General features: G+C 62.1%; 13 protein-coding genes. 4 read left to right on the forward strand and 9 right to left on the reverse strand.

What is annotated here, in order from left to right; all coding sequences use genetic code 11:
- Positions 1–52: 52 nt before the first annotated feature.
- On the forward strand, positions 53–1963 hold the full coding sequence (locus tag ACYQ8E_RS10280) for an LTA synthase family protein (RefSeq protein ID WP_459860906.1): 1911 nt from the start codon (positions 53–55) through the stop codon (positions 1961–1963).
- A 65-nt stretch (positions 1964–2028) separates the two neighbouring features.
- Here ACYQ8E_RS10280 and ACYQ8E_RS10285 read toward each other — a convergent pair whose 3' ends face one another.
- Complete coding sequence (locus ACYQ8E_RS10285) at positions 2029–4212, reverse strand: putative bifunctional diguanylate cyclase/phosphodiesterase (protein ID WP_459860908.1); 2184 nt, start codon at positions 4210–4212, stop codon at positions 2029–2031.
- A 190-nt stretch (positions 4213–4402) separates the two neighbouring features.
- On the opposite strand from ACYQ8E_RS10285, the gene ACYQ8E_RS10290 reads away from it, so the two are divergent.
- Positions 4403–4582: a hypothetical protein gene (locus ACYQ8E_RS10290; protein ID WP_066728900.1), complete on the forward strand. Its 180-nt coding sequence runs from the start codon at positions 4403–4405 to the stop codon at positions 4580–4582.
- Positions 4583–4666: 84 nt separating this feature from the next.
- On the opposite strand, the gene ACYQ8E_RS10295 is transcribed toward ACYQ8E_RS10290, so the two are convergent.
- The 3 genes from ACYQ8E_RS10295 to ACYQ8E_RS10305 are packed head-to-tail and all read right to left on the reverse strand — an operon-like array spanning position 4667 to position 6388.
- Positions 4667–4876 (reverse strand): EamA family transporter, encoded by a 210-nt coding sequence (locus tag ACYQ8E_RS10295; protein ID WP_257722371.1) that lies wholly within the window; start codon positions 4874–4876, stop codon positions 4667–4669.
- A 30-nt stretch (positions 4877–4906) separates the two neighbouring features.
- The gene (locus ACYQ8E_RS10300) at positions 4907–5395 is read right to left on the reverse strand and encodes a PaaI family thioesterase (protein WP_066728901.1); all 489 of its coding nucleotides are present in this window, start codon (positions 5393–5395) and stop codon (positions 4907–4909) included.
- Positions 5396–5449: 54 nt separating this feature from the next.
- Positions 5450–6388: a hypothetical protein gene (locus tag ACYQ8E_RS10305; protein ID WP_459860910.1), complete on the reverse strand. Its 939-nt coding sequence runs from the start codon at positions 6386–6388 to the stop codon at positions 5450–5452.
- A 319-nt stretch (positions 6389–6707) separates the two neighbouring features.
- Between ACYQ8E_RS10305 and ACYQ8E_RS10310 the strand changes: the two genes are divergently transcribed.
- The gene (locus ACYQ8E_RS10310) at positions 6708–6938 is read left to right on the forward strand and encodes a hypothetical protein (RefSeq protein WP_066728903.1); all 231 of its coding nucleotides are present in this window, start codon (positions 6708–6710) and stop codon (positions 6936–6938) included.
- Between the two features lie 81 nt (positions 6939–7019).
- Here the strand turns inward: ACYQ8E_RS10310 and ACYQ8E_RS10315 are convergent, their stop codons facing one another.
- The 5 genes from ACYQ8E_RS10315 to ACYQ8E_RS10335 form a co-directional block, all read right to left on the reverse strand.
- Positions 7020–7484, reverse strand: a complete 465-nt coding sequence (locus tag ACYQ8E_RS10315; RefSeq protein ID WP_066728904.1) for a hypothetical protein — start codon at positions 7482–7484, stop codon at positions 7020–7022.
- Between the two features lie 189 nt (positions 7485–7673).
- A complete protein-coding gene (locus tag ACYQ8E_RS10320; protein ID WP_066728906.1) occupies positions 7674–7853 on the reverse strand; it encodes a 4Fe-4S binding protein in 180 nt (59 codons plus the stop codon).
- A gap of 4 nt (positions 7854–7857) precedes the next feature.
- Positions 7858–8394, reverse strand: coding sequence for an O-acetyl-ADP-ribose deacetylase (locus ACYQ8E_RS10325; RefSeq protein ID WP_066729882.1), 537 nt, complete (start codon positions 8392–8394; stop codon positions 7858–7860).
- 29 nt (positions 8395–8423) lie between these two features.
- Positions 8424–9332 (reverse strand): CopD family protein, encoded by a 909-nt coding sequence (locus ACYQ8E_RS10330; RefSeq protein WP_066728908.1) that lies wholly within the window; start codon positions 9330–9332, stop codon positions 8424–8426.
- Between the two features lie 46 nt (positions 9333–9378).
- Positions 9379–9939 carry an ANTAR domain-containing response regulator gene (locus ACYQ8E_RS10335; RefSeq protein WP_066728911.1) on the reverse strand — a complete coding sequence of 187 codons (561 nt, stop codon included), beginning with the start codon at positions 9937–9939 and terminating at the stop codon, positions 9379–9381.
- Positions 9940–10115: 176 nt separating this feature from the next.
- On the opposite strand from ACYQ8E_RS10335, the gene ACYQ8E_RS10340 reads away from it, so the two are divergent.
- On the forward strand, positions 10116–12311 hold the full coding sequence (locus tag ACYQ8E_RS10340) for a putative bifunctional diguanylate cyclase/phosphodiesterase (protein ID WP_197463667.1): 2196 nt from the start codon (positions 10116–10118) through the stop codon (positions 12309–12311).
- Positions 12312–12316: the final 5 nt, after the last annotated feature.

The following is a 12316-nucleotide window of genomic DNA, read 5'->3' on the forward strand; positions in this document are numbered from 1 at the left end:
TTTCTCCTGCTGCAATTCTTAATACCAAGCTCATTCTGACCACGAGGCCTAAATGTCATTATCGTTATCTCGTTTTCGCCTTTTTCTTCCCTACCTTGGCGCCTTTCTCGGCCTCAGCACGGTCCTGCGCACCCTGTTGCTGGTGCGCCAGGCCGCCGACCTCGCTCTGGCCCCTACCCACCTGGTGGCAATCTTCGGCATCGGCCTGCTTTATGACCTCGCTTTTTTTTCCTATCTCGCCACCCCCTTTCTGCTGCTGCTCATCTTTCTGCCTGAGCGCATCCTGCACAGCCGGCCGTTTCTCTGGGTCGTTTATGCGGCAACCTTCGCGTTCTGCTTCTTCCTCTTTTTCACCGCGACGGCCGAGTGGCTCTTCTGGGATGAGTTCGGGGTGCGCTTTAACTTCATTGCCGTCGACTACCTGATCTACCGCCGCGAAGTGACCGACAACATCCTGCAATCCTACCCCTTTTTCCGCCTGGTCGGCGCGATGCTGCTGGCCAGCCTGCTCGTCCTGGCCCTGTTGCGCCGTTTCATCGTCCGCGCCCTCGCGGTTCGCCAGCCCTTCCGGCCGCGGTTGCGCCAGGGGCTTGCGCTGCTGCTGCTGCCGCTTCTCGCCGCCGGCCTCCTCGGCCAGCAGCTGCACGAGTTTTCGACCAACCGCTACCAGAACGAGCTGGCCGCCAACGGGCCTTACCAGTTCGTGGCGGCATTCCGCAACAACACCATGGACTATCGGCAATTCTATCGCCTCGGCGCCGATCGGGAGCTATCCGAGCGGCTGCGCCGCCTGCTGGCGGGATCAAACAGCCACTATACCAACGACGACACCTTCGATATCAGCCGTGACATTCGCGCCTCGGCCCCGAAGGAAGAGCTGAACGTCATCCTGATTACCGTGGAGAGCCTCAGCGCCGGGTTTCTCGGCAGTTTCGGCAACCAGGAGAACCTCACCCCGAACCTTGACCGGCTGGCCGCGCAGAGCCTCGTCTTCGATCACTTTTATGCCACTGGCACCCGTACCGTCCGCGGCCTCGAAGCGGTCACCCTTTCACTGCCGCCCACCCCCGGGCGGTCGATGGTCAAACGCCCCGACAACGCCAGGGTCTTCAACCTCGGCAAGGTCTTCAAGGACCACGGCTATGACCCGGTCTTCTTCTACGGTGGCTACGGCTACTTCGACAATATGAACGATTTCTTCGCCGGCAACGGCTATCGCACCATCGATCGGGCCGACTTCGCTTCCACCGAGGTGAGCTTTGAAAATGCCTGGGGGATTGCCGATGGCGATCTGTTCAAGAAGGTGATCGCCGAAGCGGACCGGGACCATCGGAGTGGCCAGCCCTTCTTCTTCCAGGTGATGACGACCAGCAACCATCGTCCCTATACCTACCCGGAGGGGGTCATCGACATCCCCTCCGGCTCCGGGCGCGCCGGCGCGGTGAAGTACACCGACTACGCCCTCGGCCGCCTCCTCGAGGAAGCCAGCAACCATCCCTGGTTCAGCAAAACCGTCTTTGTCATTCTCGCCGACCACTGCGCCGGGAGCGCCGGCAGGGACGCCCTCCCCATCGCCAACTACCAGATCCCGCTTTTCATCTATGCGCCCGGGCACGTCGCTCCCGGGGTCAACCATACCCTCTCCAGCCAGATCGACGTGGCACCGACCCTCCTTGGCCTGCTCCATTTCAATTACCGCAGTCAGTTCTTCGGCCAGGACCTGCTGGCTCCGGCCCCCCGGGAACGGGCGCTGATCGGCAATTACCAGCGCCTTGGCCTGCTTGAAAGCGACCACCTCGCCTACCTCTCGCCCCAGCGCGAGATTACAGTGGTCGATCACCCGGGCCCCGGGGAACAATTCGAGGGGGAAGGCGAGGCCGCCACCCGGGCGATCATCGCGGACACCCAGGCTTACTATCAGGGCGCCGACTACCTGATCAGCCACCGGCTCAACCGCTGGTGATCCCGCCGCCAGCCAGCAAAAAGCCCCCGCCGGGATCCCAGCGGGGGCTTTTTGCTGGCTGGCGCTCAGCCCCGGTCGACCGGGGACGGTCGCCGGAACAACTTTTCCACCTGGGCCACCGGCAGGGGACGGGCAAAGAAGAATCCCTGGGCCTGACGACAGCCCCGCTCCTGGAGAAAGCACCGTTGTCCTTCGTTTTCGACCCCTTCTGCGATAACACCGAAATTCATGCTTTCGGCCAGGGCGATGACCGAAGCGGCAATCGCCGCGTCATTCTTGTTGTTGGTCAGATCGCCGACAAAGATCCGGTCGATCTTGAGCTTGTTGATCGGCAGCCGGCGCAGGCAGCTTAAGGAAGAGTAGCCGGTGCCGAAATCGTCAATCGCCAGGGAAATGCCCATCCGGCTCAGTTCCGTCATGGTCTGGATCGCCGCCTCGACGTTGTCCATGATCATGCTCTCGGTCACTTCCAGCTCGAGGTAGCGGGCCTCCAGTCCCGATGCGGAGAGCGCCCGGGAGACCATCCGCAGCAGCAGGGCCTGCTGGAACATCCGCGGCGTGATGTTGATCGCCACTGGCATCGGCGGATAGCCAGCCTCCTGCCAGATCCGGTTTTGCCGGCAGGCGGTGTGCAGCACCCAGTCACTCATCGCCAGGATCAGGCCGGTCTCCTCCGCCAGCGGGAGGAACTCGGCGGGGAGGAGCAGGCCGCGGGTCGGGTGGTTCCAGCGCAGCAGCGCCTCGGTGCCGATGAACTCGCCGCTTTCCATCTCCAACTGGGGCTGGTAGTAGATTTCCAACTCCCCGCGTTCGAGAGCCTGGTGCAGGCCGCTCTCGAGCAGCAGCATCTCCTGGGCCCGGGCATTCATGTCCGGGGTGTAGAACTGGAAATTGTTGCGGCCGCGCTCCTTGGCCCGGTACATGGCGACATCGGCGCATTTCATCAGTTCCTCGACGCTGGTGCCGTTGCTGGGGTAAAGGGCGATGCCGATGCTGGCAGTGGTATAGAGTTCAAAGCCGCCGACCCGGAAGGTCGGCAGTAGCCGTTTGATAATCTTTTTGGCCGCGGCGCTGGCAGCGTTCATCCCGTCGACCTCTTCCAGCAACAGGACGAATTCATCGCCGCCAAGGCGCGCCAGGGTATCGGCTTCGCGGGCGCAGCCGCGCAGCCGTCCGGCCACTTCGCGCAGCAGCTGGTCACCGACTTCATGGCCGAGGGAGTCATTCACCTTCTTGAACTGGTCGAGGTCAAGAAAGAGGATCGCCACCTGGTACGAAAGGCGCCGGGAACGGGCGATGGCATGGTTGAAACGATCCTGGAAGAGGAGCCGGTTGGGAAGCCCGGTCAAGGCGTCATGGTAGGCAAGATAGTTGAGATGCGCCTGGTTCTCGACCAGCCGCGCCTCGGTCTGCAGGCGGTCACTGACATCATGCAACGTCCCGTTGACCCGGATGGCCTTCCCCTCGCTGTCGCGCACCACCCGGGCCTGGGCGTGGACATGGCGAACCTGGCCGTCGGGCCAGAGAATCCGATGTTCGAGATTGAAATCCTGCGGGCCGTCTAACGACTCCTTCAGGGCGAGATCGACCACCTGGCGCTCTTCGGGATGAACACGGGTGAGATAGCTGCGGTAATCGACGGCCTCTTCCGCAGGGAATCCGAACACGATCTGCGCCTCGGAAGAGAGGGTCAATTGGTCGCTTTGCAGGTCCCACTCCCAGTAGCCAAGACCGGCAATCTGCTGGGAGAGGAGGAGCCGTTCCTGATTTCGGCGCAATTCCTGGGCGACGCGGGCGGCTCGCAGCATGTACCGCACCCGGTAGCCGAGAATGGTCGGATCGACCGGCTTGGCAATGAAATCGGTGGCCCCGGATTCAAAGGTGAGGTGGATCAGCTCCGGGTCGGCTGTCACAGTCACCATCAGGATCGGGGTCAGATCCCCCCCGGGGAGTTTCCGCAACTCACGACAGGTAGCAAAACCATCGATCCCCGGCAGATGAACGTCGAGCAGCACCCCCGCTGGCTCCCGTTCACGGAACTGGTCCACGGCTGCTTCGCCGCTGGCGGCCTCGACCACGGCAAATCCCGCGGCGACCAGTGCATCACACATCATGCGGCGAACCAGTTCATCGTCATCAACGACGAGGATCAGATTCAGCTGCCCTTCATGATTGCTCATGTCGACACCCTCCAAGGCCTGCAACGAGAGGACCCCGCCCGCCTCAATCATTTTATCGTCACGAAACATCGCAATCCCCCGGCAACCACCCGCAATTGCCTATAATTGAAGCGCCGGGATGGCAGATGTCAAGGCATCGGGCCGAATGAGCAGGGAACCGTTCCGGGTGCCGCCAACCGGTTCCGGTGAGTGGTTCCGGTGAGTTGACTGCCCGGTCGATTCGGTTAGAATCTAATAAATCCAGACTGGGAGGTTCTCCATGGCCGAGAATGACTGCACCAACCCCGAAGAACACTGCGAGTTGCACGCCTGTCAGCTGCAGTACAAGGAAATGAAGCCGGAAATAGCGAAAATGTTTGAAAATCCTCGGTTCTCCTGCACCAATTGTGGCGTCAAGGTCCACGATGAAGAGAACGTCTGCCGTCCGAAAGCGCTTTAGCACCAGCGCGACCTGGCCCAAGAAAGCCGCCGCGGATGACCCGGGAAAGGTCATCCGCGGCGGCTTTTTTGGGTTGAGTGGAGTTCAGGCCCGGATGAAACCGAGGAATTTGGCGGCAAGGATGAGGGTAATGCCGAAAATTTCGTGGGCGGCGGTCGGCCGCTGAAAGAAGAGCACATCCCAGTTGCAGGAGAGGGCCGGCTGCAACAGCAACACCAGGCTCGCCACCGTCGCCGGGGTTTCACGCATCGCCGATGAGATCAGCGACCAGCCGAGGGTGGTGCTGTCGGGGATTAGAGCGGAGTCATGGGGCCCCCGGGAATATCATTTGCCGGGAATGGTGATACACAGGCAGTCGGCTTCGGCGAAGACGGTCTCGCCATGGCAGATGCGGCCGCGCACCATCACCTTGCGGCCCGCTGCGGAGATCACGTCGCTTTCGATCGTCACCACCTGTTCCAGGGGGAGCAGGTTGCGGAAACTGACGTTGAGATTTCCCACCACCACCGGATGGCCTGCGGTCCAGGCCGCCAGACCGAGCACTTCATCGAGGACCGCAGCCATCGAGCCGCCGTGGGCGTGGCCGGGAGGCCCTTCGGTTTCCGGGCCGAACCAGCAGCGGGCCCGCAGCCGACCGGCGTCATCGCGGAAATAGCGAATCCGGTAGCGATTCCCTTCCGGTTCCCCGGAAACAAACCGCAGCGAAGCGCCAACCAGTGCCGGCGCATCGAAGGGGCGCCAGTCCTTTTCGCCAGCGAGATCGACGGCCGGCCGTGCCGCCTCCTTTTCCAGGCTCTTTGCTTCTTTTGTCACAGCTGCTCTCCTCTCCCCCCACGGGGGCGGTTTTCGGAATCGTTACCGCAGACATCAGAATTCGATGTTCGGTCGCAATACCACAGTGAAAGACTGGTCTTCCGGCTCCCGGTAACGTTCGGCGTAGCGACTGGCACTCTGCCAGATACAGCCGAAGTCGAGGCTCAGGGCAAGCTTGGCGCCACGCAGGGGGAATTTCTTGCCCACCACCACCTCCTGGCCGAGGAAGCGCCCGTCGGCCAGGGAAAAATCGGTTTTCAGGTTGATCTCGCTGTTCTCAAGCCAGGAGAAGATCGCCCCCTGAAAATCGAGCAGGCTGCGGCGCAGGCCGATGTAGGCAAAATCGGCAATCCCGGAATTCTCATGCAGCTTGGCGCCGAGACGGAAACTCCAGTGGTGGCTCAAATCTTCGAAATTGCGATCCCCCTTCAGCTTCCATTCCGCTTCCAGCCAGCGATCGTCAATCATGACATTGTCCTTGATATGCTGGCTGCCGACACTGAAGAGGTAGCCCATATACCCCTTGTTGGTCTCCAGGCGGCTCTCCCCGCGCCGGACAAAGGTCGCGACATTGCCGAAGAAGAGGGTCGCCGCATAGGGCTCCTGAAAGCCGGCCGTTACCGATTCGACAAGATTGAAACCATCGAAATCGGTCTGATCGTAGAAGGAGCGCTGGTGCTTTTTCAGGTAGACGCCAAGGATCGGCATCGGGTTGAGACTCAGCTCGACCAGGGCGAAGCGCGGCGGCCAGGAGGTAAGGAGGAGGTGGCGGTAGATTGCCGCCTCCGACTGCTCGGCGAGGTCGGGAATCGGGGCCTGGGTCAGCGGCAAAAAGAGACCGACGTTGGAATAGTAGGCGTCGAGTTCCCAGACCACCTCGGCCCCTGGCGGCGGTCCTTCCGCGGCCCGAGCCGCGCCACCCCAGGCCAGGAGCAGCCCGGAGAGGCAAAGAGCAACCAAAGATCGGTGCTGCTGGAGAATCGATCGAATCAATGCAACCACTCCGTGCTCAGGTTCCTCTCGGATTGCTGCAAGGTAGCAGATTATGCCGCGGCTGTCATGCCCGGAAAGGGCGGCACGGGACGATGAAGCAGCGGCAGGAAAATGAGACACCGTCTCGCTGAGCCTAAATGGTAATATTTCCCATTTATTTTTTGACAGAGCCGCAACCCGGCTACTCTTCATTTCCGCGCGAATTCTGCTAAATATCCAATTTAGAACACTATTATTCGTTTTCCCCGGGCTTGACACGGTTTTCGATTGGTCATACCATTGATCAATATTTCGTCAGCCTTATGGATGAGGAGTCTTCATGGCAAGTCCTGGTTTCAATCTGCTGCAAAGCCTCTACTGTCTTTTCCGCCGCCAACTGTTGCGTCGTAATCATACCCTGGCGAACAACTGGGCCGGCCAGAGCCTGACCACGCCACCGGCCCTGAATGGCCCCACAGACAACAATGAGGCATCTTTTCACATCGAACTCTCCGGGCGCCACCGGCGCAAACTGCTGCGCGCCCTGCACCTGAGCGGAATTCGCCATTGACCGGCGATCCTGCCACCTGCTAACGCAAAAACGCCGGGCCCCGCAAGGGCCCGGCGTTTTTGCCTTCCCGGCAGCAATCGCTCAGAAGAAACCCTGGCGGCTGTAAAGACGCAGGTCCCGGCCACTGATGATTTCGGCATGCAGGCAGCCGATCCGCCGGCAGATGCCGATAATATTGGCATAATCGGCCTTTGGGGTGGTGAAAAGGGTGACCAGATCGGCGCCGCAGGGGCAGGCGTTATAGACCGGGAAAGGCTCCGCGCAGGTCGGGCAGCAGAGATCGACCACCTCCCCCTCGATCCGCTCGAAGTCGAAGAAGCTGCGGTTCTTGTCCCCGATGATCGGACTCAGCGACAGCAAACCCTGGCGATCACCGCCCGCCAAGCGGATGGTCAGCCCTGCCAGGCCGTCAAAGGTCGCCAGGTCGGTCAGCAGACTGTGGCCGTTATGACAATAGCATTCGCCCACCAGGCGATCGCGCACCTTTTCTTCGTCGGTGCTGACCCCCCGGGATTGCCCTTCGCGCCCCTTCCTGAACAGTCCCATCGCCCTCTCCTCCCGTTCTTATCCAGTCCGTTTCGACTAGAAGCCGCACCGCTGCGGCGCAGCCAGTATATGCCGGAACCTCACCCGCTTCCAAGTTGAAAGTAGTGCAGTGTTTGCCGGGGGGCTCCTTGCGGGCCGGCGAGAATGAGAGTGGTCCGCCCGGGCTCGCCCGCGGCACACTTGAACGAATTAATCGTCGCTGAAATCGATCGCCTGCATCGGGCAGGCGGCGATGCAGATGCCGTCAAAATCGCAGCGACTCTCGTCGATCACGGCGAGGCCGTCGATAATGGCGATGGCGCCTTCCGGGCAGGCCTTGACGCATTCGCCGGAAGCGCAACATTTTTTCGGGTCCACCAACAGTTTCATTACGCTAGGGTCCTTTCCCGGCGGCGGTCAGTTCCTGCCAGGCACGCCGGTACTCCTGAAGATCCTCGGGGCTGAAACAGACAAAGAAAACTCTTTTTATCACGTTCCCCTCGGCAAGGAAATCGCGATCTGTAGCCAGCGCGATCCGGCAGGCCTGCGGCAGGGGGAAGCGGTAGACGCCGGTGCTGATGGAGGGAAAGGCGATGCTGGCCAGCCCTTCCGCTGCCGCCAGTTCCAGGCTCCGCCGGTAGCAGCGGGCGAGGAGCTCACCCTCTCCCCGCTCCCCCCCCTGCCAGACCGGCCCGACCGTGTGAATCACCTTGCGCGCCGGCAACCGGTAACCATCGGTCATTTTCGCCTCCCCGGTCTGGCACCCCCCGAGAGTCCGGCACTCGACGAGAAGCTGCGGTCCGGCCGCCCGGTGAATGGCACCATCGACCCCGCCGCCCCCGAGCAGGGAGGAATTCGCAGCGTTGACGATGGCATCGACGGCGAGGCGGGTGATATCCCCCTGGATGATTTCAATCTGCGGCTGGTTCAGCGAAGACCGGGCAGGAGAGGATATCAACGTTACCCCCAGCGCCAGAGCGCAACCACCAGCAGGATGGCCAGCACCAGGCCGAGATTGAGATAGGCCATGGCAAAAAAGGACCGGCGCGGCCGCTGGTTCCCGCCCTCGGCCGCCACGACCAGGCGCCCGACCTCGGGGAGGCGCAGGATCCGATCCTCGCCATGGGGGGCCTGTTCCAGAGCCGCGGTCAGGTCAGCGCCGGCAGGATGACGCCCCATGTGCCGGCCGCCCTGCCAAAGCCGGCTTGCGCCGGCATCGTAGACGCGACCGCCATAGGCAAAGTAATTGGGATGGCCGTCGGCACCATCGCAGGTAGCCAACTGCTCCAGGCTGAATTCACCGCCGGCGCCCGGAGTTGCTTCCGTCCGCGCCCGTCGCAACCGCGGCCCGACGACAAAGACGGCGATCAGCGCGGTCACCACCATGACCAGGAAACAGCCGACCTTGACCAGCAGCAGCACCCCGAAGCGGGTCTCCAGCAACGCCGCCGGCGAGTCGAGCCGGTACCAGGTCAGGGCCAGGCCGCTAACCGCCATCACCGCCATCGAGACCAGGCCGACCCGCACCTCCCCTGGAGGGAGGCCGCTCGATGCGTAGCTCGGCTTGAGAATCAGGTGGACGTAGAGGATGGTGCCGAACCAGAAGACAGCGGTCACCAGGTGGAGATAGCCAACTGCCAGCCGCAGGAGTCGCGCCAGGGGGCCGGGGCCGACCACGCCTGCGGTCTGCCGCGCCTGCTGCCGGTAGTCGGCATAGCCCTGACCGGCGCCGGTCAGTTCGCCACCGCCGGCAGGATCGAGGTGGCAGACGGCGCATTCCTGGCCCGTTTCCCGGGCGAACTCCTCCGTTGCCAGCGCCGGACCGGGGGCGAGCAGAAGCAGGATAAAAAAGGGAAGCAGGATTCTCATAGCGCGTTTATAGCCGGGGGCGCAACGGGTGTCAACTCTCTGCGCGCTATTCCATGAGCAGGATCGCTTCGGCGACCTCCCTGAGGGTCTTGCGTTTATCCATGGCGATCTTCTGCATCTTGCGATAGGCCTCGGGCTCGGTCATCCCCCGGGAGATCAGGGCGCCCTTGGCCTTTTCAATCAGCTTGCGCGCTTCCAGGGTCTCCTTGAGGCTGGCGACCTCCTCGCGCAGATTGGAAAAGGTCACAAACTGGTGGATGGCCAGATCGACGGCGGGAAAGAGCTGCTCCTCCCGAAACGGTTTGACAACATAACTCATCACCCCGGCAAGGCGCGCCCGCTCTACCGTTTCGTGATCTGCAATGCCGGTCAAAAGGACGATCGGCGCCGGTGCCTCTATGCCTATTTTTTCGGCAGCTCTGATGCCATCGAGAACGGGCATCGTGACATCCATAACGATCAGCAACGGTTTGTGAGCGCGGGCAAGATCGACCGCCTGCTTGCCGTTCTCCGCTTCCAGAAATGACTCAAAGCCATATTTTTCAAGGGTCTCCGCGACCTGGCGGCGGATCAGGGGTTCATCGTCAACGACCAGCGCTCTCTTCATGCGGCACTCCTGTTCCCTAGGCAATGGCGCCCGCAAAGGCACCGATATCGTCTTCATTTTGCATAAGGGATGCCGCTTGGCGGCAATTGGCCCGGGAAAATTTTCAGCGCAGTGTTAAACTGGCTGTTACCAATAGCCGGCCGACCGCCTGCCCTCCCTCAACGGAGCCCGTGACCATGTCCGAGACGACTACGCCAGCAGTGAAAAGCTCACCCGCCCACCCGCTGGTTCTGGTGGTGGCAGCCGCCGGCGACCAGCGCCAGGCGATTCACAACGCCCTTGACGCCACAGGATTTGCCGTGTGCGAAGCAGCGAGCGGGGAAGAGGGGGTGGCAAGGGCAGCGGAACTGCACCCCGACCTGGTCCTGCTCGCCGCCGAGTTCCCCGAAAGCGACGGTACCGATCTCTGCCGGAAGTTACGCGAGGGGCTCACCAGCAGCCAGATCCCGATCCTTGTCATGACCAGCGGTGCCGATCCCCGGGCGATCGAGGGTGCACTCGGCGCCGGCGCCAGCGATTTTGTCACCACTCCCCTCGACACCGCCCTGCTCGCCCCCCGCCTGCGCAACCTGTTGCGGACCAGCGGCAATCTCGCCCGCTTGCGCGAGAGCGAGTCACAGCTCAACCATGCCCAGCGCCTTGCCCGCCTCGGCAGTTGGGAATGGAGTGCAACCGCCGAGGGACTCGAGCTCAGCCTCGAAGGAGCGCGGCTCCTTGACCTTGGCAAACAGCAGATCCCGGTGGAGGCGCTGCTGGCTCAGGTGGATCCGGCGGATCGTCCCCGGGTTGAAAAAGCTTTTGACCAGGCCCGGCAGGAAGGAAAACCTTTTGCCCTTGATTACCGGGTGCAGCTTGCCAACGGTACACTGCGCTACCTCCACACCCAGGGAGTAGTCGGCGAGGTCGGGAACGGCGGTCAGTTTGCCCTCAGCGGCACCATCCAGGACATCAGCGAACGGCGGCGGGCCGAAGAAAAAATCCACTACCTCGCCCACTACGACCCCCTCACCGGACTCCCCAACCGCCTCCTTTTCAACGAGCAGCTCGTCTACATCCTCTCCTATGCCCGGCGGAAACGGCATCAGCTGGCGCTCCTCTTCCTCGACCTCGACCGCTTCAAGACCATCAACGAGTCCCTCGGTCATCGCGCGGGCGATGAACTGCTGCGCCAGGTCGCCGAACGGCTCAAGGAAGCAACCCGCAAAACCGACTTCGTCGCCCGCCAGGCCCGGGACGAATTCCCCCAGGCCATCGCCCGCCTCGGCGGCGACGAATTCAGTATCTGGCTCCCCGACATCCACCATGTTCAGGATGTGATGAAGGTCCTGCGCCGGGTGCATCAGGTCCTTGCCCGTCCCTTTTCCCTCGAAGGACAGGAAGTCTTCATCTCTTCCAGCATTGGTATCGCCCTCTATCCCAACGACGGCAACGATGTGGAGAGCCTGTTGAAAAATGCCGACACTGCCATGCGCCACGCCAAGCAGGAAGGACGCGACACCTACCGTTTCTACTCCGGAGCGATGAATTCGGCGGCCCGGCGCCTGTTGACGATGGAAAACAGCCTGCATCGCGCCCTCGAACGCAATGAACTGCTCCTCTATTACCAACCGCAACTCGACCTGGCAAGCGGGACCATTTGTGGTGCAGAGACCTTGATGCGCTGGCACCAGCAGGGGAAGGACCTGATCATGCCCGGCGAGTTCATCCCCCTCGCCGAAGAGAGCGGCCTCATCGTCCAACTCGGCGAATGGGCCCTGCACGCCGCATGTAACCAAGCGCAGTGCTGGCAGGACGAGGGATTGCCGCAACTGCAGATAGCGGTCAACCTTTCGAGCCGCCAGTTCTGGAAAGAGCACTTGGCGACCAGTGTCGCCCGGGTCCTCGCCGAAACCGGGCTCGATCCACGTTGGCTGCACCTGGAGCTGACCGAGAACATCCTGATGCAGAACCGGGTCGGCACCCTCGCCACCCTCAACTTTCTGCAGGAGCTCGGCGTCGGCATCGCCCTTGACGACTTCGGCACCGGCCTTTTTTCGCTGAGTCATCTCAAGCAGTTCCCCCTCAACGACCTGAAGATCGACCGGTCCTTCATCCGCGACCTGCACCTGCTCAAAGAATCTGGCTTGATCGTGAAAGCGATCATAAACATGGGGCACAGCCTCGGTTTCCGAGTGGTTGCCGAAGGGGTCGAACACCAGGAGCAGCTTGCCATCCTGCGCCAGGAAGGATGTGACTGCGCGCAGGGGTTCCTGATCGGCAAACCGATGCCGGCGGAGGAATTCGCCCGATTCCTGCGCAGCTGGCGCCCGGACGCCCTCCCAGCCCCGCTCCGCCCGGCGGACAAAGCGAAAGCATCGACCAGCGCCAGCTGATTCCG

This window comes from Desulfuromonas carbonis, from assembly GCF_054658035.1.